We start from the raw sequence: 24,784 nt of genomic DNA, 5'->3' as shown, positions 1-24,784 counted from the left end.
CCACTCTTCTCCCTCTTCCGCAAGGCCAGTAGCACACCCATGTTCGACGTCGCCGTCTTCGGCTCTCTCTTCCTGACCCTTTTCGTCATCATGGATCCCCCCGGGATCACCCCGATCTTCCTCGCGCTGACCGCGGGCCGACCCGCCAAGGTGCAGCGCCGGATGGCCTTCCAGGCCGTCTGCGTCGCCGGTGGCGTGATCACGGTGTTCGGACTGCTCGGGCACCAGATCCTGGACTACCTGCACGTCTCCGTGCCCGCCCTGATGATCGCGGGGGGACTGCTGCTTCTGCTGATCGCCCTCGACCTGCTCACCGGCAAGACGGACGAGCCGAAGCAGACCAAGGACGTCAACGTCGCCCTCGTACCGCTGGGCATGCCGCTGCTCGCCGGGCCCGGGGCGATCGTGTCGGTCATCCTGGCCGTGCAGAAGGCGGACAGCGTGACCACGCAGGTCTCGGTGTGGGCGGCGATCCTCGCGATCCACGTGGTGCTGTGGCTGGTGATGCGCTACTCGCTGCTGATCATCCGGGTCATCAAGGACGGCGGCGTGGTCCTGGTGACCCGCCTGGCCGGCATGATGCTCTCCGCGATCGCCGTGCAGCAGATCATCAACGGCGTCACGCAGGTGATCCAGGGCGCCTGAAACGACCGCAGGGCCCCCGCACGGTGTCGTTCCGTACGGGGGCCCTGCGCATGTGCGAAGGGTCCGCGCTACAAGGCCGAGGTGTCGGCGGGGCGGATCCACAGGCGCTGCCCGATGGCGGCGGCCTGCTGAACAATGCGGTTCACGGAGGCGGCGTCCACGACAGTCGTGTCCACGGGGGTCCCGTCGACGTCGTCGAGTCGCATGACTTCAAAGCGCATGGCCTCTCCCTTGATCTGGTCATCCTCCTGCGGAGAACTACTGGTGTGGCTCCTGGGTCGTCGGTGCCCGGGCTTCCGTAGTGGTCAACGGGATGCCCTCTGCAAACATTCCCTACGCTAAGGAAATTTTTCGCACGACTAATTACTGACAGGTAAGTCGCTTGTTACAAGGTGAGGGGTGCTTGTACGAGATGAGGGTCGGGGCAGGGGGCGGTCCCGCCCGATAGGTGTCTGATGCAAGACTGACCGGGACCGGTTGTGTTCGTAGCGTGACGGCCGGGACAATGGGTGGCGATGAACGACGACCTCGCGCCCCTCCACGCTCGCATCGATCGCACGAACGAGCTGCTCCAGCGCATGCTCGCCGAGGTGGCGAAGACTCCCTCGACCCACGCGATCTTCGTCGACGCCGGCTACCTGTACGCGGCGGCGGGGCGACTGGTGGCCGGGACCGAGGACCGCAGGGCCTTCGACCTGGACGCCGAGGCCCTGATCGAGGCGCTCATCGACAAGGCCCGCAGCGTCTTCGCGGACAGCCGCCTGCTGCGCGTGTACTGGTACGACGGCGCCCGGCGCCGCATCCACACCGCGGAGCAGCAGTCCATCGCCGAGCTGCCGGACGTCAAGGTCCGCCTGGGCAATCTGAACGCGAACAACCAGCAGAAGGGCGTCGACTCCCTCATCCGCTCGGACCTGGAGTCCCTCGCCCGGCACCGGGCCATCAGTGACGCGGCCCTGCTCGGCGGCGACGAGGACCTGGTGTCGGCGGTCGAGGCCGCCCAGGGATACGGCGCCCGCGTCCACCTGTGGGGCATCGAGGCCCCCGAGGGACGCAACCAGGCCGACCCGCTGCTCTGGGAGGTCGACAGCCAGCGCACCCTCGACCTCGACTTCTTCAAGCCGTACGTCTCCCGGCGCACGACCCACTCCGTCGAGGGGACGGTCGCCCTGCGCCCCGCCCGCGAGGACGTCCGCTTCGTGGGCGCGCAGATCGCGGCGAAGTGGCTGGCGGCGCGGGGCCGCGACGCCCTGCTGGAACTGCTCCCCGGTCATCCCTACCTCCCCGGCTCCGTGGACCAGGACCTGCTGGTGGAGGCCGAGGGGCTGCTCCAGTACTCGCTGCGCGGCCAGGCCGACCTGCGACGGGCGCTGCGCGACGGCTTCTGGGAGCACCTGCGGGCGCAGTACTAGGCGTGCCGGGCGCCGCGGGGCGGGCGGGTCCGGTCCACGGTCGGACGGGCCCCGGCCGGTAAGCGGCTCAGGGGGTGTGCGTCGGCCGGTCTGACGCGGGGTGGTCGTTCCAGAAGCCGGCGAGGGCGCGGGCGGTCGGCAGGGGCTGGTCGGTGTTGGGGGAGTGCTCGGCGCCCGCGACGACCGTCCGGCGCGCGTCCAGCCGTACGGCCATCTCGTCCAGGAGCGGTACGGGCCAGGTGTCGTCGTAGGCGCCCGACAGCACGTGGATCGGCAGCGGCACTGCGGCGAGTTCGGCGACACGGTCCGGCTCGGTGCACAACTGGTGTCCGGTGGCGAGCAGTTGCGCCGGCCTGGTGCCCAGCCAGCGGTCGCGCAGCCGTACCGGGTCCTCCGGGCCGTGGGCGGGGGCCGGGGCGCCCGCCTCCTCCGGCGGCCCCATGGCCTGCATCACGTCCCAGACCTCGGCCATCGTCATCGTGGCCAGCGCGTCGCGCAGCAGCTTCACCCGCTGCCGCTGGGACTCGGAGATCCGCGCCGGGCCCGAGGACATCAGCGTGAGGGACAGGAACGGCGCGTGGTCGAGCAGGACGGCGGCCCGCGCGATCTGGCCGCCCAGCGAGTGCCCGACGAGATGCACGCGCGTCCCGAGGGCGGCGACCTGTGCCAGCACGTCCCGGGCCAGTTCGGGCCGGGCGTACGCGGCCTCGTCGTGCTCGGGCCCGGCCGACTCGTACTGCCCCCGGCCGTCCACGGCGACCGTGCGGTACCCGCGCGCACCCAGCGGCCGGTGCAGCAGCGTGAAGTCCTCCTTGCTCCCCGTGAAACCGGGCAGCATCACGACCACGCCCTTCGGCGCGACCCCGTCGGCCACCGGCGAGTCGACGACGGCGAATTCACCGCGCGCGGTGCGCAGCCGGTACGCGCGTGCGTCCGGGGGCGGGCTGAAGGAGGCGTTCCTGCTCACGGGCAGAGGTTATCGGGCGGAGACCGGCGGACGGAGGCACGGGTGCGGCCCGACGACGCCGTCGGCCCGGCCCCGCGTGGAGCGCGGGACCGGGCCGACGGCGCGGGACGAGCGGCGTGGATCAGCTCTCGCCGGCCTCCGCGGACTGCGTGACGGCCGTGGCCGCCTTGCGGGTGCGGCGGGCCTTCGGCTTCGCCTCCGCCGTGTCGCCGGCCTCGGCGGGCGCCGCGACGGCGGCCGCGGCCTTACGGGTCCGACGCCGCGGTGCGGCCTCCGGCTCCTGCGAGGCCTGCGCCGGAATCTCGGCGGCGGTCTCGGCCGCGGCGGCGGTCTTGCGGGTGCGGCGTGCCTTGGGCTTGGCCTCGGTGCCTTCGGCGGTGTCGGCGGCGCCTTCCGCGGGGGCTTCGGCCTTGGCGGCGGCGGTCTTCCGGGTGCGGCGGGGCTTGGCCTCGGCCGTTGCCTCTGCCTCTGCCTCCGGAGCCGGCACGGCGGCCTCGGCGGCCGCAGCGGTCTTGCGGGTGCGGCGTGCCTTGGGCTTGGCCTCGGTGCCTTCGGCGGTGTCGGCGGCGCCTTCCGCGGGGGCTTCGGCCTTGGCGGCGGCGGTCTTCCGGGTGCGGCGGGGCTTGGCCTCGGCCGTTGCCTCTGCCTCTGCCTCCGGAGCCGGCACGGCGGCCTCGGCGGCCGCAGCGGTCTTGCGGGTGCGGCGTGCCTTGGGCTTGGCCTCGGTGCCTTCGGCGGTGTCGGCGGCGCCTTCCGCGGGGGCTTCGGCCTTGGCGGCGGCGGTCTTCCGGGTACGGCGGGGCTTGGCCTCGGCCTCGGTCGTCGCCTCTGCCTCCGGAGCCGGTACGGCGGCCTCGGCGGCCGCGGCGGTCTTGCGGGTGCGGCGGGTCCTCGGCTTGGTCTCGGCCGGCTCCGCCGCGGGCTCGGTGGCGCCCTCGGCCGTGTCGACCGCCGTCTCGGCGGTCGTGGCCTTGCGGGTGCGGCGGCGGGGCTTCGCGGCGGGAGCCTCGGCAGCAGGCGCCTCGACGACCACCGATGCCTCCGCAACCGCCGGGGCCTCGACGACGGCCTGGGTCTCCACGGCCGTCGCCTCAGTGGCCGCCGGAGCCTCCGCGGCCTTGCGGGTGCGGCGGCGGCGCGGCTTCGCGACCTCGGCCGCCTCCGTGACCACGTCGACCGCGGCCTCGGCAGGCGCCGGCGCGCTGTCCTCGGCGGCCTGCGGCGCGGGCACGTCGGTCGTCGCGGCCGACTCCGGGTGGCGCGACGGCTCGCCGCCGCGCGTACGGCGCCGGCGGCGCAGCGTGCGGGGACCCTTGGCGGCGTCGGCGCCCGCGTCGGCGGCCCCGTCCGTACCGCCGGTCACGACCTCGGCGGTCGCGGGGCTCGCGGCGGCCTCCGCGTCCACCGGCGCACCGCCGCGCATCCGACGGCGGCGGCGCGGCGTACGGGACGAACGGTCGCGCTCGCGGTCGCTGGAACGCGCGTCGTCGCGCCCGCCCCGGCCACCACGGTCGCCGCGCCCGCGGCCACCGCGTCCGCCCGGCTCGCCCAGGTCCTCGAGCTCCTCCGCGTCGAGCCCGGCGCGGGTGCGCGCGGAGCGCGGCAGGACGCCCTTGGTGCCCTCGGGGATGCCGAGGTCGGTGTACAGGTGCGGGGAGGTGGAGTAGGTCTCCGCCGGGTCGTTGAAGCCCAGGTCCAGCGCCTTGTTGATCAGCTGCCAGCGCGGGATGTCGTCCCAGTCGACCAGCGTGATCGCCGTACCCTTCGCGCCCGCGCGGCCGGTGCGGCCGATGCGGTGCAGGTACGTCTTCTCCTCTTCCGGCGACTGGTAGTTGATGACGTGTGTCACGCCCTCGACGTCGATGCCGCGGGCGGCGACGTCGGTGCAGACGAGCACGTCCACCTTGCCGTTGCGGAAGGCGCGCAGGGCCTGCTCGCGGGCGCCCTGGCCGAGGTCGCCGTGGACGGCGCCGGAGGCGAAACCGCGCTGCTTGAGCTGGTCGGCGAGGTCGGCGGCGGTGCGCTTGGTGCGGCAGAAGACCATGGCCAGACCGCGGCCCTCGGCCTGCAGTATGCGGGCCACCATCTCGGGCTTGTCCATGTTGTGCGCGCGGTAGACGAACTGCTTGGTGTTCGCCACCGTGGCGCCCGCGTCGTCCGGCGAGGTGGCGCGGATGTGCGTGGGCTGCGACATGTAGCGGCGGGCGAGTCCGATGACCGCGCCCGGCATGGTCGCCGAGAAGAGCATGGTCTGGCGCCGGGCCGGCAGCATGTTGATGATCTTCTCGACGTCGGGCAGGAAGCCCAGGTCGAGCATTTCGTCGGCCTCGTCGAGGACCAGGCACTTGACGTGCTTGAGGCTCAGCTTCTTCTGGCCGGCGAGGTCCAGCAGGCGGCCCGGGGTGCCGACGATCACGTCGACGCCCTTCTTCAGGGCCTCCACCTGCGGTTCGTAGGCCCGGCCGCCGTAGATCGCGGTGACGCGGACGTTGCGCACCTTGCCGGCGGTCAGGAGGTCGTTGGTGACCTGCTGGCACAGCTCGCGCGTCGGGACGACGACGAGGGCCTGCGGGGAGTCGGTCAGGGCCTCGGGCGCCGCGCGGCCCGCCTCGACGTCGGCGGGGACGGTGACGCGCTCGAGGAGCGGAAGGCCGAAGCCCAGCGTCTTGCCGGTGCCGGTCTTGGCCTGGCCGATCACGTCCGTGCCCGACAGGGCCACGGGGAGCGTCAGCTCCTGGATCGGGAACGGGGTGGTGATGCCGACGGCTTCGAGGGCTTCGGCGGTCTCGGGGAGGATCCCGAGGGATCGGAACGTCGTAGTCAGGGTGCTGCCTCTTCTGTGTACGTGGTGCGAGGCGAGCGCGCGGGTCGTGCCGGACCGTGTCGGGGACGTCGGCTGCCTTACGGGTGAGCCGTAGGACACGGGACCTCTGTCGACGCTCCAGCGCTCGTACCACTGAGGGTCCCCCTCCGGGCTCCGTACGCAGTTCGTCGTACGGCAGGAGGGCTGTCGGGTCGGAGCCGATCGGGCCACCGACCGGGCATCCTCATGCGTGCGGCCCGACGACGATGTCACGTACCCGTACGTCACATACTCGGCAGGCGCATTACCACCATACCCCGGATTCCCGCACATGCGATGGCCGATTTGCTCACGTAGTCGTCGTCACACTGACTGACCAGGGCCTTACCATCGCCGAGGAGCGGGCTATTGTGCGCTGCATGACGAGCTCTGACAAGCCTGGCACCGCCGCAGACGCACCCACCGAGACCGCTGCAACCGCCGGTACGGCCGGAACCGCCCCGGTCGCCACCCGCGACTGGGAGTCGGCCGCGGCCGACCCGCAGTACCGCGCCGCGGTCGTGGACCTGCTCGGCGCGCTCGCGTACGGCGAGCTGGCGGCGTTCGAGCGGCTCGCGGAGGACGCCAAGCTGGCGCCCACGCTGGCGGACAAGGCGGAGCTGGCGAAGATGGCGTCCGCGGAGTTCCACCACTTCGAGCGGCTGCGCGACCGGCTGGCCGAGATCGGCGAGGAGCCGACGGGAGCCATGGAGCCGTTCGTGGCAGCCTACGACGGCTTCCACAAGCAGACCGACCCCTCCGACTGGCTCGAGGGGCTCGTCAAGGCCTACGTCGGCGACTCCATCGCCAGCGACTTCTACCGCGAGGTCGCCGCCCGCCTCGACACGGACACCCGCGAGCTGGTCCTCGCCGTGCTCGACGACACCGGGCACGCCGGTTTCGCCGTGGAGAAGGTGCGCGCGGCGATCGACGCCGACCCGCGCGTGGGCGGGCGGCTCGCGCTGTGGGCACGGCGGCTGATGGGGGAGGCGCTCTCGCAGTCCCAGCGGGTGGTGGCCGACCGGGACGCGCTGTCGACGATGCTCGTGGGCGGCGTCGCGGACGGCTTCGACCTGGCGGAGGTCGGCAAGATGTTCTCCCGGATCACCGAGGCGCACACGAAGCGGATGGCGGCGCTGGGGCTGGCCGCCTGACCCTCTGTCGAGCCGGGGGCCTCGATTCGCCGCGGCGGCTGCGTCAGACGGTCGCCGAGCTGCGGCGGAGTCTGCCCGCCGGGCGCAGCAGCAAAGACAGCGAGGCCGCGCAGAGCGTCGCCGAACCCAGGAGGACCAGCAGGAAGCCTCCGGCGCCCAGGGCGGTGTGCGTCACGAACGCCCCGAAGAGGGCCCCGGCGACGCCGGTCGGCAGGACCAGGAGGCGGGCGGGCAGGCGGTGGGGCAGACGGTGCGCGGCGGCCCATGCCAGGGCGAGGCCGAGGATTGCGGCGCTGAGCGCTTCCAAGAGCATGTCGGGGTCCCTCCCACATGGCCGGCCTGCCCCAAACGGTCACAGCCGACTTACCCCTGACCTGCGGAACACAATCCTCCCCCTGTGGGTGAACTGTGCCCGGTCCGTGAACCGGAGTGGGTACGGGAACGCGAACGCGGGCGGGGCCCGGCGGAGATCTCCGCCGGGCCCCGCCCGCGTTCGCGTTCGTCGTCCGCCTCGCCGACTACAGCGCGCCGAAGCCCACCTTGCGCGGAGCCGGCTCACCGATCTCGACGTAGGCGAGACGGTCGGCCGGCACCAGGACCTTGCGGCCGTGCTCGTCCACCAGGCTCAGCAGCTGCGACTTGCCGGCCAGCGCCTCGCCCACCACGCGCTCGACCTCCTCGGCGCTCTGACCGCTCTCCAGAACGATCTCGCGGGGCGCGTGCTGCACGCCGATCTTGACCTCCACGGCTATGTCCCTCCGACGGTCAGTGAGTGCGCGATCTTCCGCGCCGTACCAGCACACATTAGCCCGGTGAGGGGACGTACACGCTGCGCCGGAGAACGCCAGGAGCGAACAGCCGACGGGAACAGGACCCGTCCCCCGCGCTCAGTGCTGCTCGGTGCCGTGCAGCGGGAAGCCCGCGATGCCCCGCCAGGCCAGCGAGGTCAGCAGCTGGACCGCCTGGTCGCGGGGGACACTGCGGTCGCTGTGCAGCCAGGAACGCGCCACCACCTGCGCGAGGCCGCCCAGCCCCGAGGCGAGCAGCATCGACTCCGCGCGCGAGAGACCGGTGTCCTCGGCGATGACGTCGCAGATCGCCTCGGCGCACTCGTTGGTGACCTTGTCCACGCGCTCGCGCACGGCGGGCTCGTTGGTCAGGTCCGACTCGAAGACCAGGCGGAAGGCGCCGCCGTCGTCCTCGACGTACGCGAAGTACGCGTCCATCGTCGCCCGGACGCGCTGCTTGTTGTCGGAGGTCGACGCGAGCGCGCCGCGCACGGACTGGATCAGCGCCTCGCAGTGCTGGTCCAGCAGGGCGAGGTAGAGGTCCAGCTTGCCGGGGAAGTGCTGGTAGAGCACCGGCTTGCTGACGCCTGCGCGCTCGGCGATGTCGTCCATCGCGGCCGCGTGGTAACCCTGGGCGACGAACACTTCCTGTGCGGCGCCCAGCAGCTGGTTGCGTCGGGCTCGGCGGGGAAGGCGTGTGCCCCGCGGGCGTACCGCCTCTGTCTGCTCGATGGCTGTCACGCCGCCTCCCATAGTCGTCCTCGTGCGGTGTGCGCCGCGTCGACATCGTACTTTTCGGTAACCGTGGTGTGGGTGCTGCGAGCGCAGAATTTCACGGACCGGACGGTGGCGAAAGCCGCACAACAGGTTTCAAAAGGGCTCAGGCCGGGCAAAGATCGGCCTCCCTCGCTGTCCGACGACCGTCCGGCGAGGCTCCTCTCAGCGGTAGTCGTCCTCGTCCTGCGAGACGACCCGGGCCTGCTCGGCCAGGTCGGCCTCGTTGGCGCGGTCAGGCTCGACGCCCGTCAGCGGTTCGTCGCGCTCGTGTCCGACGGCTGCCCGCTGCTCGGCCGTGTCGGCGTCGGGTGCCTCCACGCCGCGTTCCTCCGCTTCCGGTGCCTCGTCGTCGAAGGTCTCGGGGTCGGTCGGGTCGACGGTCATCCTGGGCTCCCTTCCTATGAACGTCCCTGGGGTGCAGGGGCCACACGCGGGTGCCCACTTCACGAGCGTAGGAGACACCCGATCCGGACGCCATGCGTCGCCCGGTGTCCGGACGTCGTGCGTCGCCCGGGGTGCGTACCCGTCCGTACCCGTCCGTACCGCGTCCGTGCCCGGTCCGTACCGCGTCCGTGCCCGGTCTGTGCGCCGTCGCGGTGCCGCCTGTGACGGCGAACACATGAGCCACTGCGTGATCGTCTCGTAACATTGCCGCATGCCTTCGACCGAGCCGCCGCCCGTGCCGCCCGCCAACGTGCTGCCGAAGGTCGCGGCCGTCAGGGTCGCGGACGGGGAGCGGCTCAGGTCGGTCCGCCTTCCCGGGATCACCCTGACGGTGCGGTCGAGACCGCCCGCTCGGGAAGGGCTGCCGCCGGCCCTCTACGTCCACGGTCTCGGCGGCTCCTCGCAGAACTGGTCCGCGCTCATGCCGCTGCTGGACGGCGTCGTCGACAGCGAGGCCCTCGACCTGCCCGGATTCGGCGACTCCCCGCCACCGGACGACGGCGACTACTCGATCACCGGCCACGCGCGCGCGGTCGTCCGCCATCTCGACGCGGCCGGACGCGGCCCCGTGCACCTCTTCGGGAACTCGCTCGGCGGCGCCGTGGCCACCCGCGTCGCCGCGGCACGGCCCGACCTGGTGCGGACGCTGACGCTCGTCTCGCCCGCCCTGCCGGAGATCCGGGTGCAGCGCAGCGCCGTGCCGACGGGGCTGCTGGCACTGCCGGGGGTGGTGCGGCTGTTCAACCGGCTCACCCGCGAGTGGACGGCCGAGCAGCGGGTCCGCGGTGTGACGGCGCTCTGCTACGGCGACCCGGGGCGGGTGACGCCGGAAGGCTTCCGCAACGCCGTGGAGGAAATGGAGCGGCGGCTGCGGCTGCCGTACTTCTGGGACGCGATGGCGCGTTCCGCACGCGGGATCGTCAACGCGTACACGGTCGGCGGCCAGCAAGGACTGTGGCGACAGGCCGAGCGGGTTCTCGCACCCACGCTCCTGGTCTACGGTGGACGCGACCAACTCGTCGGCTACCGCATGGCCCAGCGGGCTGCCCGCGCCTTCCGCGACTCCCGGCTGCTGACCCTGCCGGACGCGGGACACGTGGCGATGATGGAGTATCCGGAGGCCGTGGCCACGGCGTTCCGTGAACTCCTCGCGGACACCGAGGCCGCCGCGCCCACCGTGGACGCCACGGATGGCCCGGGTGCCGTGGACAGCGGGAATCCGACGGGTGACGAGAGGACCGACGGGGCCGTCGACGGCGAGCCCGCCAACCAGACCACAGGAGGCTGAGGCGCGACGTGGGACGCCACAGCCGTCGCGGGCCCGCCCCCAAGGCCGACGCCGCGGACGACGCCGCAACACGCCCGGACCGGGCCGCGCGGGCAGCTGACCCGCGGCGCCCGGCGGACGGGACTCCGCAGCAACCGCGCGGGCCGCGGGAGCCTTATGGGGCGCACGAGCCGTATGGGGCGCACGAGCCTTACGGGGCCCAAGAGCCGTATGCGTCCCACGGGCCCCGCGGGGCGCAGGAACCGCATGCGAGGTTTCCCGACGGTACGCCCGCCCGCGGCGTACCCAGGTACCCCGACGGCACCCCGGCGCAGGGCGTGCCTCGGGTCCGGGGTGGCCACCCCGAGCAGCGTGAACCGGGGGGAGGCTGGGGCGAGTTGGGCGGCCGGACCGGTCCGGGACCCGGAACCGGGACGGGACCGCACACCGCCGCCCCCGGCTCCTTCGCGCCGTCGTCGCCGCAAGGGCCGTCCGTACCGCCGGCTCCCTTCCCGCGGCAGCGGCAGGCGCCCCAGGCAGGGCCCCGGCAGGACTACCTCGACGCCTTCGACGAGGGCGACGACGTCTTCGCGGCCCGCCCCGCGCGTCGTACCCCCGAGCCGCCCGCCGACCCGTATGCCTCCGTCACCGACTGGAGCGCTGCCGACGCGGGCGCCGTCGGGCTCGGTGGCGGGGGCGGCGGTGTCCCCGACGGTGCCGACGACCCGTCGCCCGCGGGTGAGCCCGCACCGGCCAAGGGCGCCAAGGGCCGGACCTTCACCGGTATCGCGGCGGCCGCCGTCACCACCGTGCTGGCCGTCGTCGTGGCCGGCCAGGTGGCCGACGGGTCGGACGGGGACGACGCGCGCTCACACTCCGCCGCCGAACAGGCCCGGGGCGCCCACGACCCCGCGTCACGGGACGACGAACGGCCGACGCCCTCCGCGTCCGCGTCGGCGAAGCCGCTGACGTACGAACAGAAGATGGGCCGGACGTACCCGCTCGGCGCCACGCTCAAGGGCTCGGGGAAGTTCGACGCGATCCCGGGCATAGCCAAGGGGACCGGGAAGGGGCAGAAGTACACCTATCGCGTGGACGTGGAGCAGGGGCTCGGCCTCGACGGCGAACTCTTCGCCGAGGCGGTGCGCAAGACGCTCAACGACGACCGGAGCTGGTCCCACAACGGCGCCCGCACCTTCGAGCGCATCGAGTCGGGGCAGCCCGACTTCGTCATCACGCTGGCCAGCCCCGGAACCACCGCCGAGTGGTGCGCCAAGTCCGGCCTGGACACCACCGTGGACAACGTGTCCTGCGACTCGGCCGCCACCGAGCGGGTGATGATCAACGCCTACCGGTGGGCGCAGGGCGCCAAGCCCTACGGTGACGCGATCCACGCGTACCGCCAGATGCTGATCAACCACGAGGTCGGTCACCGGATCGGCTTCAACCATGTCACCTGCGACAAGGACGGCGAACTCGCCCCGGTCATGCAGCAGCAGACGAAATTCATCGACCACGACGGAATCGACTGCCGCCCGAACCCCTGGGCCTTCCCGAACGGGTGACCGGACAGCTGACAGCTGACAGCTGACAGCTGACAGCTGACAGGTGAGAGGCGGCAGGTGCCCCGGCGACAGGACAGGTCGGGCCTATGCATCACACCTGGTGACTGACTGATCTCTTAGCGCGACCGAACGCGTGTCGCACGGGAAAGTTACGACCGTTCACCCCTTTTGGTGGCGCGATGGACAACCGTCCGTCGCGCCACCTCCTTGTCCGCATACGTTCGTCCCGCTGCGAGCCGCCGGGCCAACGGCGGCTCACCAAACGGGAGATCGGGGGTGCGCGCGTGCGCATCGGACTGCTTACGGAGGGTGGCTATCCGTATGTGAGCGGTGAGGCCGGGCTCTGGTGCGACCGGCTCGTGCGCGGGCTGGAGCAGCACGAGTTCGACGTCTACGCCCTCAGCCGCACCGAGCGGGAGGAGGCCGAAGGCTGGGTTCCGCTGCCGTCGCAGGTCGGCCGGGTACGCACCGCTCCGCTGTGGGAGACCGTGGACGACGGAATCGTCCACGGACGGCGCGCGCGTCGGCGCTTCGCCGAGTCCTACGGCGATCTGGCCATGGCCCTGTGCACCGGTGCCCCCGGTGACCCGTCCGCAAGTCTGGCCGGAGAGCCGGGCGCCGGCCCGGCCGAAGGTCCCGGCGAGGGTCCGGGGCGGGAGTCGGCGGAGGCGTCGGAAGGTCGGTCGGCCCTTGAGGCGGACCGTTTCGCCAGTGCGCTGTACGGCCTTGCCGAACTCGCCCGCGACGAGGGCGGACTGCCCGCCGCGCTCCGCTCGGAGACCGCCGTACGCGCCCTGGAGCGCGCCTGTCGCGCGCCCGGCGCCCACCGCGCGGCACGCGAGGCGCGCGTTCCCGACCTGCTGACCGTCGCCGCGCGCCTCGAACGCGCCCTGCGCCCCCTGTCGCTGGACTGGTACGAGGACGACGACCTCGGTTCGGTGGACCTGTGCCACGCCACCTCCGGCGGCACGGCCGCCCTGCCCGGCCTGCTCGCCCGGCACTTCTGCGACGTCCCCCTGCTCGTGACCGAGTACGGCGTGCGGCTGCGGACGCACTACCTGACGGAACCCGACTCCTCGCCCGCGATACGGGCCCTGCTCGCCGCCTTCCACGGCCGGCTGGCCACCGAGACCTACCGCCGCGCGGCAGTGATCACGCCCGGCAACACGCACGCACGCCGCTGGCAGGAGCGCTGTGGTGCCGACCGCGCCAAGCTCCGCACGGTCCACCCGGGCATGGACGCGACCCCCTTCGCGGAGGCGGGGGAGTTCCCGGACTGCGCCGACCCGCAGACCCTCGTCTGGGTCGGACGCGTCGAGCCGGCCAAGGACCTGGTCTCGCTGCTGCACGCCTTCGCGGAGGTCCGCAGGGCGGAGCCCGCGGCGCGTCTCAGGATCGTCGGCACCCCCTCCGGGCCGGAAGGCGCCGCCTACCTCGCCCACTGCAAGGGGCTGGCCGCGCAGCTCTTCCCCGACGAGGCCGACGGCCCGCACGCCGTCGGCCGCAACCCCGTCTCCTTCGAGGAGATCGGCGGACCCGAACTGCCGTCCCGCGCCGACGCGTACGCCGCGGGCGCCCTGGTGGTGCTCTCCAGCGTCGTCGAAGGGTTTCCGTCCGGGCTCGTCGAGGCCATGCTCTGCGGCCGCGCCACGGTGTCGACGGACGTCGGCGCGGTGGTGGAGGCCATCGGCGGCACCGGACTCGTCGTGCCCCCGCGCAATCCGCGGGCGCTCGCCGAGGCGTGTGTCGCGCTGTTGCGCGACCCCGAGCGCCGGGAACGACTGGGCGCCGCCGCGCGTGCCCGCGCACTGGAACTGTTCACCGTCGAGCAGAACGTCGCGGCATTTCACGGCATTTACCTGGAGATCCTCGCGCGGACCCCGGTACGCCGCGTCCTCCTGGACGACACCGGTGAACCCCTTCCCTTCGGCGTACCCGCCGAGGCTCACGTCCCCGGCCGCTGGAGCGACCCCGTGGCCCGTGTCGCGGCCAGGGGCGGTCCCGGTGAGCCCCGGAGCGGTCCTCCGGGCTGGGCCACGGACGGTCCGGTCCGCGCCACGGCACCGGTGTCGGCGACCGAGGGAGCGGCCCGATGAGCGGCATCGGTGAACTGGACCGGCCCGAGACGCCGCGCAGCCCGGGCGCCTGGGACCCACGCTCACGGACCTGTCCGAGCGACGGGACCGTCACGGCCGAGTCGTCCGACGGCGATGCCTCGCACCCCGGCGTCGCCGAGACGGATCGTGGACGGGGCGTGCCTCCGGCGGAGGACCGGCGTCCGGAGCGCAGCGGACGACCTCGCGCAGGAGCCGGCCGCGACGGCGTCGGTCTTGGGTGCGACGGTCACGGTCATGCGGGCGGCAGCCGTGACGGTGCCGGTCGCGAAGGTACCGGGGCCCGCGAAGGGGGCGTCGCCGGCGGAGAGATCCGCGACGGCAGGCGGTCGCCGTCCCCGTCCGCAGGGCGCCGCTCCGCCGCGGACCCCGTGAAGGGGCTGCTGCACCGGCACCGCGACCTGTGCGAGCGCGCCGTGGACCCGCTCGAGATCGCGGCGGGTCTGGAGGCGCACGGTCTCACCGACCGCACCGCCGCACGCTTCCGCCACCGGGACGTCTTCTCTCTCGCCGAAGAGATGTACGCCCGTGTCCCGCGCGGTGGCGACACCCCGGCCCGCACCGAGGACGCACCGGCACCCCGACCGGGCGGGCCACGCGCGGCCGGGGTCGTCCTCGCCGTGCTGCCCGGCGTGCTGTGTGCCGCCGCCGTGGTCGGCCTGCGCCTCAGCGACGGCCGACCGCGCCTGATCGTCGCCGCCGTCGGTGTCCTCGCGGTGATCCTGGCCCTCGGCGCGGCACTGCGGCGCGGGCCCCTGAGCTCCGCGACGCGCAGCACCAGCGCCTGGACCTGCTGGCTCGTCGGCTACGCCCTCCTCGGCGACGGACTCCTCCGCGACGCCGTCACCGGCGGACCCGACGGCCTCCCCGACGGCTCCGCCGCCGGCCCGTGGCCCGTCACCGTCGTTCCCGTCCTGGCCCTTGCGCTGTCCTACGCGCCCGCGGTCGGATGCGCCCACCTCTTCGTCGCCGGCGCACGCCGCAAGCTGTCCTCCAGCCGGGGACTGGCCGACTTCTCGGCCTCCGTACGGCCCCTGCTGCTCGGCACGTTCGCCCTGTACATGGGGGCCCTCGCGGCGCTGCTCGCGCTGACCGGCGCCGCGCTCGGCGAGCCTGCCGCCCATCCCCAGGCCCTCACCCTGGGCGCCCTGCTGCTGCTCGCCCGGCTGCTCACCGTGCACGGTCACACCCACGCCGCCACGCTCGTCCTCGCCGCCACGGCCACCGCCGAGGCGGCCGCCCTGGCCACACTCTTCGCCGGCCGCCTCCCCGGTTTCGGCCTCCTCAGCGCCCCCGTGGAGGCGCTGGTCGCCGTCTGCGGACCCGCCGGTGTCCCGACGGCCGCCTGCGGGATCGGCGCCGTGACCCTGCTGGTGCACGCGTCCCGTCGGCTGACCAGGGCTTCGGCCCACGCGCCGACGGAGCGAACGCCGTGAGCGCGCGCACGGACAGCCACTCACACGTCCTCGAAACCCTCGCATCACCCCTTGAAGGAGCCCCCAGATGACCACCTCCCGACCCGACGCCTCGGCACCGGGAGCCGCCCGATGAGAGTCCTGCTGATCGGAGCCAACGGCTACATCGGCCGCTTCGTCGCCGACCGTCTCCTCGCCGACCCCGCCGTCCAGCTCACCGCGCTCGGCCGCGGCGACGACGCCGACGTCCGCTTCGACCTCGCCACCGGCAGCCCCGGCGCCCTCACCCGGTTCCTCGACGCGGTCCATCCCGGGGTGGTCGTCAACTGCGCGGGCACCACCCGCGGCGGAGCCCGCGAACTCACCCGGCACAACACCGTCGCCGTCGCCACCGTGTGCGAGGCCCTGCGCCGCAGCGGCTGCGGCGCTCGCCTCGTCCAGGTCGGCTGCAGCGCGGAGTACGGCCCCAGCCAGCCCGGCTCCTCCACCGCGGAGGACGCAGTGCCCCGCCCGGGCGGCCCCTACGGCGTCAGCAAACTCGCCGCGACCGAACTCGTCCTCGGCTCCGGCCTGGATGCCGTCGTCCTCCGTGTCTTCTCGCCCGCGGGGCCCGGCACGCCCGCCGGCTCCCCACTCGGCCGCCTCGCCGAGGCCATGCGGCGTGCGATGCAGTCCGGCGACGGAGAACTCCGCCTCGGCGGCCTCGGCGCCCAACGCGACTTCATCGACGTCCGAGACGTCGCCCGCGCGGTGCACGCCGCTTCGCTCTCCGCCGCCCAGGGCGTCATCAACATCGGCTCCGGCCGAGCCGTCCGCCTGCGCGACGCCGCCGCCACCCTCGCCCGGGTCGCCGGCTACGGCGGCGCCCTGCACGAACTCGACGGACCTCCCGGTGCCCTGCGGCCCACCATCGGCCACCCCCGCGCCGAGTCCGTCGCCCACCGCGTCGACGCCCTCGGCCACCACCGGGCCGAGGCCCTCGGCCACCACCGCCCGGACCCCCTCGGGGGCCGCGGCGAGCGCAGCGACCCCGAGCACGCGGCCCCGGCACCCCACCCGTACCCCGACGGCTGCGGCAGCTGGCAGCAGGCCGATGTGCGCACCGCACGCGACCGGCTCGGCTGGCGGCCCCGGATCGCCCTCGAAGAGTCCCTCGCCGACATCTGGATGGAGGCGGCATGCCGCATCTGACCAGCACCAACACGAGCACCACCGGCAGCACAAGAACAGGCGTCGCGAACACCGGCCTCCGCACCGGCTTCGGTGTGCCGGGACTGGCCCACCCCCTCGTCGCCCCCGACGAGTGGATCGGTCTCACCCGCCCGGGCACCCCGCTGCACTGGGTCGTCCTCAACGTCGCCGGCGGTCCCGGCGCCCACCCCGATCCGCGCTGCCTGGAGGCCGCCGGCCGCCTGCGCAACGCGGGCGTACGCGTCCTCGGCCATCTCGACGCCGTGTACGGAGCCCGCAGCCTCGGTGAACAGGTCTCCGACGCCCGCCGGTATCTCGACTGGTACCAGGTCGACGGCTTCCTCCTCGACCGCTGCCCGTCGGAACGGGCCGCCCTCCCCGAGGTCCGCCGCACGGTCGGCACCCTCCGGGCGATCCGTGACGATGCCCACATCGTCCTCGGCCACGGCACTCACCCCCACCCCGGCTACGCCGAGAACGCCGACCAGCTCGTCACCTTCTCCGGTTCCTGGGCCGACTACCGCTGGTCCCAGGCGGCCGAGTGGAGCGCGGACTATCCGCCCGACCGCTTCTGCCACTTGGTCCACGGGGTGCCGCGCGGGCACCTGGAGGAAGCGCTGCGCATCGCCCGCTGGCAGGGAGCCGCAACGATCTACTTCACCGACCGCACGGATCGCGGCGGCCGCGCGGACCCCTGGGAGACGATGCCCGGCTACTGGGACGAAATCGTCTCGCGAGTCGGGACGGGTGTCTCGGAATGAAAAAGGCCGTGGCAGTGTTACTGGCAGAACAACCGTAATTACTGACCGATCAACGGAGTCCCCGTGTCGCTGCCACCCCTGGTCGAGCCGGCTGCCGAGCTCACCGTAGACGAGGTCCGCAGGTACTCCCGCCACCTGATCATTCCCGATGTGGGGATGGACGGGCAGAAGCGGCTGAAGAACGCCAAGGTGCTCGCCGTGGGCGCGGGCGGCCTCGGCTCGCCGACCCTGATGTACCTGGCGGCAGCCGGTGTCGGCACGCTCGGCATCATCGAGTTCGACGAGGTCGACGAGTCGAACCTGCAGCGTCAGGTCATCCACAGTCAGGCCGACATCGGCCGGCCCAAGGCCGAGTCCGCCCGTGACACCATCAAGGGCATCAACCCGCTGGTGGACGTGGTCCTTCACCAGGAGCGGCTCGAGGCCGACAACGTGATGGACATCTTCAGCCAGTACGACCTGATCGTCGACGGTACGGACAACTTCGCGACCCGCTACCTGGTCAACGACGCCTGCGTGCTGCTGAACAAGCCCTACGTCTGGGGCTCGATCTACCGCTTCGACGGCCAGGCCTCCGTCTTCTGGTCCGAGCACGGGCCCTGCTACCGCTGCCTGTACCCCGAGCCCCCGCCCCCCGGCATGGTCCCCTCCTGCGCCGAGGGCGGCGTGCTGGGCGTGCTGTGCGCGTCCATCGGGTCCATCCAGACCAACGAGGCCATCAAGCTCCTGGCGGGCATCGGCGAGCCGCTGGTCGGCCGCCTCATGATCTACGACGCCCTGGAGATGACCTACCGCCAGGTCAAGGTCCGCAAGGACCCCAACTGCGCGGTCTGCGGCGAGAACCCGACCGTCACCGAACTCATCGACTACGAGGCCTTCTGCGGCGTCGTGTCCGAGGAGGCCCAGGCGGCGGCCGCCGACTCCACGATCACTCCCAAGCAGCTCAAGGAGTGGATCGACGACGGCGAGAACATCGAGCTCATCGACGTCCGTGAGCCGAACGAGTTCGAGATCGTCTCCATCCCGGGCGCCCGCCTGATCCCGAAGAACGAGTTCCTCATGGGCTCCGCCCTCGAGAGCCTTCCGCAGGACAAGAAGATTGTCTTGAACTGCAAGACGGGTGTCCGCAGTGCGGAAGTCCTCGCGGTGCTCAAGTCCGCCGGCTTCTCGGACGCCGTCCACGTCGGCGGCGGCGTGATCGGCTGGGTCAACCAGATCGAGCCGGAGAAGCCCGTCTACTAACCGGCTCCCGGATCCGCTTCCCGGACGGCGGGGGTTTCGCGCACCGCAGGTGCCCGAAGCCCCCGCCGCCGTCATGAGCAGACCTTGCCGTCCTTCGGCACCGCCCCCTTCAGCAGGTAGGCGTCCACCGTCGAGTCGACACAGTCGCTCCCGCTCCCGTACGCGCCGTGGCCCTCGCCCTCCCAGGTCAGCACCACTCCGACGTTCTTGCCCAGCTCGTCCGCCATCCGCTGGGCGCCCTCGTAGGGCGTGGCCGGGTCGCCCGTGTTGCCGACCACCAGGATCGGGGCCGCGCCGGGCGCGCTCACCTCCGGGGTCTCGTGCTGACCGGCCACCGGCCAGTCGTGGCACCATCCGGCCGTGTCCCAGCCGAGGAAGGCGCCGAAGACCGGCGAGACCTCCTCGAATCTCGGGAGCAGCCTCTTCGTCTCCGCCGCGGTCGGCCGCTGCTTGTCGTCCAGGCACGATATGACCCGCTGTGAGTGGGTCGTCGTGCCGTAGCGCCCCGAGGGATCGCGCTCGTTGTAGCCGTCGGCGAGCGCCAGCAGTTCGGAGCCGTCGCCCTCCTCGGCCGCCTCCAGCGCACTGGTCAGCGCCGGCCAGCCGCTCTCGCTGTACAGCGGCAGCACGATGCCGGTGAGCGCGAGCGTCTGGGTCAGCTCGCGCCCCGGTGAGGACGTGGGCAGCGGCTCTGCGTCCAGCCGCTTCAGCAGGTCGGCGATCTTTCGCGATCCCTGCTCCGGGTCCTGGCCGGTCGACTTCAGGTAGTCGTCCAGCGCGCGCTGGAAGCCCCTGGCCTGGTTCTCGGCGTGGCCCATCGTGTCGGCGCTGGGGTCCACCACGGCGTCGAGGACCACGCGTCCCACGTGCTTCGGGAACAGGTGGGCGTAGACGCCGCCGAGTTCGGTGCCGTAGGAGATGCCGAAGTAGTGCATCTTCTCGTCGCCCAGGACGTAGCGCATCAGGTCCATGTCGCGGGCGGTGTCCGTGGTCGAGACGTGCTTCATGAGCTTGCCGGCGGCCTTCTCGCAGCCCTTGCCGAAGTCGGCGGCGTCCTTCAGATACGCCTGTTCCTCGGACGGGGTGTCCGGCGTGGAGTCCACCGACTCGGCGGCCTCGATCGCCTCGTCGGAGCGGCAGCGGACGCCCTCGCTGGCCGCCACCCCACGCGGGTCCCAGCTCACCAGGTCGTACCGCTCGTGCAGGGAGGAGACGGTGTCGGCGTAGGACGGCATCATCGAGATGCCGGAGCCCCCGGGGCCGCCGAAGTTGAACAGCAGGGAGCCGATGCGGTCGTTGCCGCTCGCCCTGGACCGGATCAGCGCGAGATCGATGGTCTCGCCATCCGGATCGGACCAGTCCAGCGGCGCCTTGAGTGTGGCGCACCGCCAGTCGCCGTCCGGTGCCGGCGCGTCGTCCGTGCCCTTGCAGCGAGCCCAGTCGAGCGTCTGGGACGCCAGCGCCTTCGGCACTCCGGAGGGCGCCGCCGCCGTGGGTCCCGCGCTGCTCCTGCCCCCGTCGTCCTTGTCCTCGTCGGACGAACCTGCGCTGCAGCCCGCTGTCAGCAGTGCTGCTGCGGCCGTCAGAGCCGTCCACCTCGTGAGACGCGCCATGTCCTCTCCCCCCTGGCAAGCCGTCCGCACCGTGCGGCGGACGGCATCGATGCCATGGTAGGTGGAGCCGACGGCGTCCGCCGAAGCCTGTGGACAACGTTCTGACCTGCCGATTCGACACTCTGCCGACGCCGTCCGCGGTCAGGAGCACACGGTCCCGGCCGCCGGCACCTTGCCGTCGAGCAGATAGCCGTGCACCGCGTCCTGCACGCACCGGTTCTTGCTGTCGTAGGCTCCGTGCCCCTGGCCCCTGTAGGTCAGTTCCACGCCGACGCCCTTGCCCAGCGCGTCCACCATCCTGCCCGCGCCCTCGTAGGGCGTCGCGGGGTCGCCGGTGTTGCCGATCACCAGGATCGGCGGCGCACCGGGCGCGCCGACGTCGGGATGGTCGGCGGCTCCGGCGACCGGCCAGTCGGTGCAGCCGAGCATGGACCAGGCGAGGTAGTCGCCGAACAGCGGTGACGCGTCCCGGAACTCGGGCAGCTTGCGTTCCACGTACGCGGTGTCGTATCGCGGCTTGTCGTCGGCGCAGTTGACGGCGACGTTGGCCGCGGTGATGTTGCTGTACTGGCCGTCCTCGTTGCGCCCGTTCAGCGCGTCCGACAGGACCATGAGCACCCGCCCGTCCCCGTCGTACGCCTGCTCCAGACCCTCGGTGAGGTACTCCCAGAAGTCCTTCGAGTAGAGCGCCTGCGCGATGCCGCCGGTCGCGGCGGTCTCGGTGAGTTCGCGGGGGAAGACGCCCGGGATCGGCTTGCGGTCGAGGTCCTTCAGCAGCCGCGCGATGCGTGCCTTGACGTCGTCCGCCGTGTCCCCGATGGGGCAGTTCTCCGCCTTCGACACACAGTCCTCGGCGAAGTTGTCGAGCGCGAGCTGGAATCCCTTCGCCTGGCCCAGCGAACTCTGTTCCGCGGTCTGCGTCGGGTCGACCACCGCGTCGAAGACGGCACGGCCCACGTGCTTCGGGAACAGGTGGGCGTAGACGCCGCCGAGTTCGGTGCCGTAGGAGATGCCGAAGTAGTACAGCTTCTCGTCGCCCAGTACCTGGCGCATCAGGTCCATGTCGCGGGCGGCGTCGGTCGTGCGCACATGCGGAAGGATCTTCTTCGAGTTCTTCTCGCAGGCGGCGTTGAACTTCTCCGTGTTGTCCACGAACTCGGTGCGCTCGGCCCGGTCGTCGGGGGTGGCGTCCTGCTGGAAGTAGGTGTCGAGCTGTTCGTCGTCCAGGCACTCCACGGGGTCGCTGCGGCCGACGCCGCGCGGATCGAAGCTGACCAGGTCGTAGCGGGTGCGCAGTTTCGCGTAATCCTGGCCGAACGCGGGCAGTGTGGTGACGCCCGATCCGCCAGGCCCGCCGAAGTTGAAGACGAGCGAGCCGATCCGCCGGTCCGCCTCGCCGCTGGCCCCGGCCCGGATCAGCGCGAGGCCGATGGTGTCGCCCTCGGGATCGTCCCAGTCGAGCGGTGCCTTCATGGTGGCGCACTGCCACTCGTCACCGTCCGGCAGCGGGGAGGGGGCGGCGCCGCCGCCCTCGGCCTCGGACGGCGCCGGGCAGTCCTTCCAGTCGAGCTTCTGGCCCGTCAGGTCAGCGTCGTCCTCCTGGGTTCCTCCGCCGCAGCCCGCCAGCAGGACGGAGAGCGTGACGGCGGTGGCGGTCAGGGCGGCGGCGCGCAGCCGGGAGGGATTCGGCATGCGTCCATCGTGCGGTCGCGCGGGAGCACACGCTCGGGACCAGGGCCGTACGAGGGACGGGCGACGAGCCGGACGAGCGCGGCCGTGCCCGGTTACAGCGCCTCTTTGCGTGTGAGGTGGTTGAAGAACAGCCAGCCCGGCAGTACCGGCAGCCACAGGGTGAGCAACCGGTAGAGCAGCACCGCGGGCGCGGCGACCTCCTTGGGGAGGCCGACGGCGATCAGACCGACCGTCAGCGTCGCCTCCACCGCACCCACACCTCCCGGCGTCGGCGCGGCGGATCCCAGCGCGTTGCCCGCGAGGAAGACGACCGCGACGCTCGCCAGACTGATCGACGAGGAGTCGTCGCCGAAGGCGCGGATCGAGGCGTCCAGGCACATCACGAAGCACGCGGTGAGCAGCAGCATGCCGCCGATGCCGGTGATCAGCTTCTGCGGTCGCTGCAGCACGTCCAGCATGCGCGGCACGACCCCGGCGAAGAGCGACCGCACGCGCGTGACGACGAATTTGCGCAGGAACGGCACGGAGGTCACCACGAGTACCAGCACCGCCACGGTCAGCAGGCCCGCGATGACCGTCCGGGACGGCGACAGCGACGGCGTCTTCTCGGTACCGGTCAGATAGCCGAAGGACAGCAGCATCAGGATGTGGCAGCCGAGCCCGAACAGCTGGGACGCGCCGACGCTGGCCACCGCGAGCCCGGGGCGCACGCCCGCGCGCTGCAGGAAGCGGGTGTTCAGGGCGACGCCTCCGACCGCCGCGGGGGCGACGATCTTCACGAACGACCCGGCGACCTGCGCCGCCACGGTCCGCAGGAAAGGCACCCGCTCGGGTACGAAGCCCAGCAGTGCCATCGCCGCCGCGACGTAACTCGCCGCCGAGAACAGCACGGCCGCGGCGACCCAGCCCCACTGGGCGTTCGAGACCAGCGGGCCGAACTCGATGTGCGTGAGCTGCGTCAGCAGGAAGTAGGCGCCGATCGCGCCGGCGATGAAGCTGATCAGCGTGCGCGGTCGCACCCGCTCCAGGCGGGCCGGTTCGACGGGGGCCTGCGGCCTGATGCGCAGCACCGCGTGGCGGATCAGGGTGAGCAGATCCTCCTCGCGCGCCTCCTCGATGGCCTCGTCCACGGCCCGCTTCTCGGCCCGCTGCTCGGCGCGTACGGCCTTCTTGTCCGGCTTGTCGGCCTGATTCGGCCTGTCGGTTTTCCCGGACGCGGGGCCTGCGGCGTCGGCCGCCTCCGCGCGGGCCAGCTTCGCCTGGCGGGAGGACTCCAGGACCGCCTCGCGCTCGCGCTGGGCCCGTTCCCGCGCCAGCTTGCGCAGGGTCGCGCGCGTGGAACGGCTGAGCGCGATGGGCTGGAGCATGGGCAGGCAGTCCGCCACGGTGTCGGGACCGAGCACACCCACCGCCGACGCGACCGCCCGTTCGGCACCGACCCGCAGGCCGAGTGTCACCAGGAGCTGGGAGACGTCCATACGCAGCAGCAGGTCGCCGGCGGCGATCTCGCCGATGCGCAGATCGGTGAGGATCACCGTGCCGGAACGATCCACCAGGATCGCGTCGCCCACCAGCCTGCGGTGCGCGATGCGCCGGGACTGCAGGGCCCGTACCTGCTCCCAGGTGTCGCGCAGCAGGTCGTCGGTGATCTCCTCGTCCGCCAGCGAGTCCAGGGAGCGCCCGCCGGTGTGCTCGTAGACCAGCATCACGGCGTCCGGACCCAGCTCCGACGTCGCGATCAGCTTGGGGGCGTTGGCGCCCGCCGCGATGGCCGCGTAGGCGAGCAGCGCCTCCTGCTCCAGGGCCTGCCGCAGGGAGGGAAGGCTGCTGCGGGTGGCGAAACCGCGCAGGGTCAGATTGCGCCACGCCCGGTAGAAGAAACCCTGCGCCTGCTGTTCCCGGTCCACCACCGTCACGTCGAGCGGCCGGCCGTCCTCCAGGGTGACGAAATAGCGGCGGCCGCGGTCACCGGTCTCGACGCTGTCCGACGGCGCCTCCTGCCGGGCGGCGGTCACCGGCCGGAAGCCGACGTGACGCAGGCCCGCCATCAGCGTCCGGCCGGTGGGGCGGACGTTGGGGGAACCGACCGCGTACAGGGTGCCGTAGGCGACGGTCCAGCCGATGAGGACGGTCAGGATGATCGAGAACGGCGTCGTGTACCCGGTGACGAGCATCGAGAAGGCGTCGAGGAGCAGCACGATCCACAGCACCGCGCGCCAGCGGGGTCTGCGGGACATGCCGACCGCCGTCATGTACGCGATGACCGGGGCGAGGTAGCCGTGCACGGGGTCGGTCAGCGCGTGGACGTCGCCCGGCGACGGCTGGGTGAGCGCCTCCTGGATCGAGCCGGGGGCGGCCCTGGCGACCCACAGGTCGGTGGCGAGGGTCACTCCGTGCGCGAGGACCGCCGCCAGCACGCCGTCGGCGATCCGCAGTCCGTCCCGTTTGATCAGCCGCTCGATCGCGAACGCGACGGGCACCAGGAGGATCGCGATGCTGGAGGCCAGCCCCGCGATCTTGATGAGCAGGTCGGGAGCCTGCCCGGTGCCCTTGTTGATGTCCTGTTCGAGGCCCGAGGTGGTGCCGTGCGCGAAGGCGGCGATGGCGAGGAGCACGGCGACGGCGAGCACGCCCACCAGGAGGCGCACCAGGTCGGAGGGGCGGTGCACGCGCGCGGGGAGCAGCGGTTCGTCGCCTTCGACCTCGTCGATGTGGGCCACGTCGTCGGGATCGGCGGCCGTCGCCGAAGGGCCTTCGGCCGCCCGCTCGCCGATCTTTCCGCCGTCCGCCTCCGCGGTGTCCGGGCGCGACGAAGAGTCAGAGGTGCCCTCGGCGTCCTCGGGGTGCACACCCTGCTGTTTCATCGCCTCTTCTTGCTCTCGTATCACTGGTCAC

20 protein-coding genes are annotated in these 24,784 nt (G+C 72.5%); 10 read left to right on the top strand and 10 right to left on the bottom strand.

Annotated features, from left to right (window positions below; translation table 11 throughout):
* Window positions 1-39: 39 nt before the first annotated feature.
* Window positions 40-645 carry a MarC family protein gene (locus NI25_RS13445; protein WP_061442674.1) on the top strand — a complete coding sequence of 202 codons (606 nt, stop codon included), beginning with the start codon at window positions 40-42 and terminating at the stop codon, window positions 643-645.
* 68 nt (window positions 646-713) lie between these two features.
* Here the strand turns inward: NI25_RS13445 and NI25_RS38480 are convergent, their stop codons facing one another.
* On the bottom strand, window positions 714-866 hold the full coding sequence (locus NI25_RS38480; RefSeq protein WP_007444413.1) for a hypothetical protein: 153 nt from the start codon (window positions 864-866) through the stop codon (window positions 714-716).
* 294 nt (window positions 867-1,160) lie between these two features.
* Here NI25_RS38480 and NI25_RS13435 point away from each other — a divergent pair, with 294 nt between their 5' ends.
* Window positions 1,161-2,057, top strand: coding sequence for an NYN domain-containing protein (locus tag NI25_RS13435; RefSeq protein WP_061442673.1), 897 nt, complete (start codon window positions 1,161-1,163; stop codon window positions 2,055-2,057).
* Between the two features lie 67 nt (window positions 2,058-2,124).
* Here NI25_RS13435 and NI25_RS13430 read toward each other — a convergent pair whose 3' ends face one another.
* Window positions 2,125-3,024 carry an alpha/beta fold hydrolase gene (locus NI25_RS13430; protein ID WP_061442672.1) on the bottom strand — a complete coding sequence of 300 codons (900 nt, stop codon included), beginning with the start codon at window positions 3,022-3,024 and terminating at the stop codon, window positions 2,125-2,127.
* Window positions 3,025-3,145: 121 nt separating this feature from the next.
* On the bottom strand, window positions 3,146-5,947 hold the full coding sequence (locus NI25_RS13425; RefSeq protein ID WP_420710717.1) for a DEAD/DEAH box helicase: 2,802 nt from the start codon (window positions 5,945-5,947) through the stop codon (window positions 3,146-3,148).
* 299 nt (window positions 5,948-6,246) lie between these two features.
* Between NI25_RS13425 and NI25_RS13420 the strand changes: the two genes are divergently transcribed.
* Window positions 6,247-7,020: a ferritin-like domain-containing protein gene (locus NI25_RS13420; RefSeq protein WP_061442671.1), complete on the top strand. Its 774-nt coding sequence runs from the start codon at window positions 6,247-6,249 to the stop codon at window positions 7,018-7,020.
* A 43-nt stretch (window positions 7,021-7,063) separates the two neighbouring features.
* Here the strand turns inward: NI25_RS13420 and NI25_RS13415 are convergent, their stop codons facing one another.
* The 4 genes from NI25_RS13415 to NI25_RS13400 all read right to left on the bottom strand — a co-directional run bounded on the left by NI25_RS13415 (window position 7,064) and on the right by NI25_RS13400 (window position 8,969).
* The gene (locus NI25_RS13415) at window positions 7,064-7,333 is read right to left on the bottom strand and encodes a hypothetical protein (RefSeq protein WP_061442670.1); all 270 of its coding nucleotides are present in this window, start codon (window positions 7,331-7,333) and stop codon (window positions 7,064-7,066) included.
* A gap of 205 nt (window positions 7,334-7,538) precedes the next feature.
* Complete coding sequence (locus NI25_RS13410; RefSeq protein WP_007444428.1) at window positions 7,539-7,766, bottom strand: DUF3107 domain-containing protein; 228 nt, start codon at window positions 7,764-7,766, stop codon at window positions 7,539-7,541.
* 141 nt (window positions 7,767-7,907) lie between these two features.
* Window positions 7,908-8,549, bottom strand: coding sequence for a TetR/AcrR family transcriptional regulator (locus NI25_RS13405; RefSeq protein ID WP_061446908.1), 642 nt, complete (start codon window positions 8,547-8,549; stop codon window positions 7,908-7,910).
* Window positions 8,550-8,747: 198 nt separating this feature from the next.
* On the bottom strand, window positions 8,748-8,969 hold the full coding sequence (locus NI25_RS13400; RefSeq protein ID WP_061442669.1) for a hypothetical protein: 222 nt from the start codon (window positions 8,967-8,969) through the stop codon (window positions 8,748-8,750).
* Window positions 8,970-9,240: 271 nt separating this feature from the next.
* Here NI25_RS13400 and NI25_RS13395 point away from each other — a divergent pair, with 271 nt between their 5' ends.
* The 7 genes from NI25_RS13395 (at window position 9,241) to moeZ (ending at window position 18,584) form a co-directional block, all read left to right on the top strand.
* Window positions 9,241-10,317 (top strand): alpha/beta fold hydrolase, encoded by a 1,077-nt coding sequence (locus tag NI25_RS13395; RefSeq protein ID WP_061442668.1) that lies wholly within the window; start codon window positions 9,241-9,243, stop codon window positions 10,315-10,317.
* Window positions 10,318-10,325: 8 nt separating this feature from the next.
* Window positions 10,326-11,861: a DUF3152 domain-containing protein gene (locus NI25_RS13390; protein WP_061442667.1), complete on the top strand. Its 1,536-nt coding sequence runs from the start codon at window positions 10,326-10,328 to the stop codon at window positions 11,859-11,861.
* 284 nt (window positions 11,862-12,145) lie between these two features.
* A complete protein-coding gene (locus NI25_RS13385) occupies window positions 12,146-13,957 on the top strand; it encodes a DUF3492 domain-containing protein (protein WP_061446907.1) in 1,812 nt (603 codons plus the stop codon).
* 389 nt (window positions 13,958-14,346) lie between these two features.
* Window positions 14,347-15,411: a hypothetical protein gene (locus tag NI25_RS13380; RefSeq protein ID WP_061442666.1), complete on the top strand. Its 1,065-nt coding sequence runs from the start codon at window positions 14,347-14,349 to the stop codon at window positions 15,409-15,411.
* A gap of 111 nt (window positions 15,412-15,522) precedes the next feature.
* The gene (locus NI25_RS13375; protein WP_061442665.1) at window positions 15,523-16,581 is read left to right on the top strand and encodes an NAD-dependent epimerase/dehydratase family protein; all 1,059 of its coding nucleotides are present in this window, start codon (window positions 15,523-15,525) and stop codon (window positions 16,579-16,581) included.
* On the top strand, window positions 16,569-17,342 hold the full coding sequence (locus NI25_RS13370; RefSeq protein WP_061442664.1) for a spherulation-specific family 4 protein: 774 nt from the start codon (window positions 16,569-16,571) through the stop codon (window positions 17,340-17,342). The genes NI25_RS13375 and NI25_RS13370 overlap by 13 nt, the downstream gene beginning before the upstream one ends.
* A gap of 63 nt (window positions 17,343-17,405) precedes the next feature.
* Window positions 17,406-18,584, top strand: coding sequence for an adenylyltransferase/sulfurtransferase MoeZ (gene moeZ, locus NI25_RS13365; RefSeq protein WP_061442663.1), 1,179 nt, complete (start codon window positions 17,406-17,408; stop codon window positions 18,582-18,584).
* 71 nt (window positions 18,585-18,655) lie between these two features.
* Here the strand turns inward: moeZ and NI25_RS13360 are convergent, their stop codons facing one another.
* The 3 genes from NI25_RS13360 to NI25_RS13350 form a co-directional block, all read right to left on the bottom strand.
* Window positions 18,656-20,197, bottom strand: a complete 1,542-nt coding sequence (locus NI25_RS13360; protein WP_061442662.1) for an alpha/beta hydrolase — start codon at window positions 20,195-20,197, stop codon at window positions 18,656-18,658.
* 141 nt (window positions 20,198-20,338) lie between these two features.
* Window positions 20,339-21,889 carry an alpha/beta hydrolase gene (locus NI25_RS13355; protein WP_061442661.1) on the bottom strand — a complete coding sequence of 517 codons (1,551 nt, stop codon included), beginning with the start codon at window positions 21,887-21,889 and terminating at the stop codon, window positions 20,339-20,341.
* A gap of 92 nt (window positions 21,890-21,981) precedes the next feature.
* On the bottom strand, window positions 21,982-24,753 hold the full coding sequence (locus NI25_RS13350; RefSeq protein ID WP_061442660.1) for a lysylphosphatidylglycerol synthase transmembrane domain-containing protein: 2,772 nt from the start codon (window positions 24,751-24,753) through the stop codon (window positions 21,982-21,984).
* Between the last annotated feature and the right edge of the window lie 31 nt (window positions 24,754-24,784).

This window comes from Streptomyces sp. CCM_MD2014 (genome assembly GCF_000772045.1).
GTDB classification, from domain to species: Bacteria; Actinomycetota; Actinomycetes; order Streptomycetales; family Streptomycetaceae; genus Streptomyces; species Streptomyces salinarius.
This window is presented reverse-complemented; position numbering and strand designations above follow the sequence as displayed.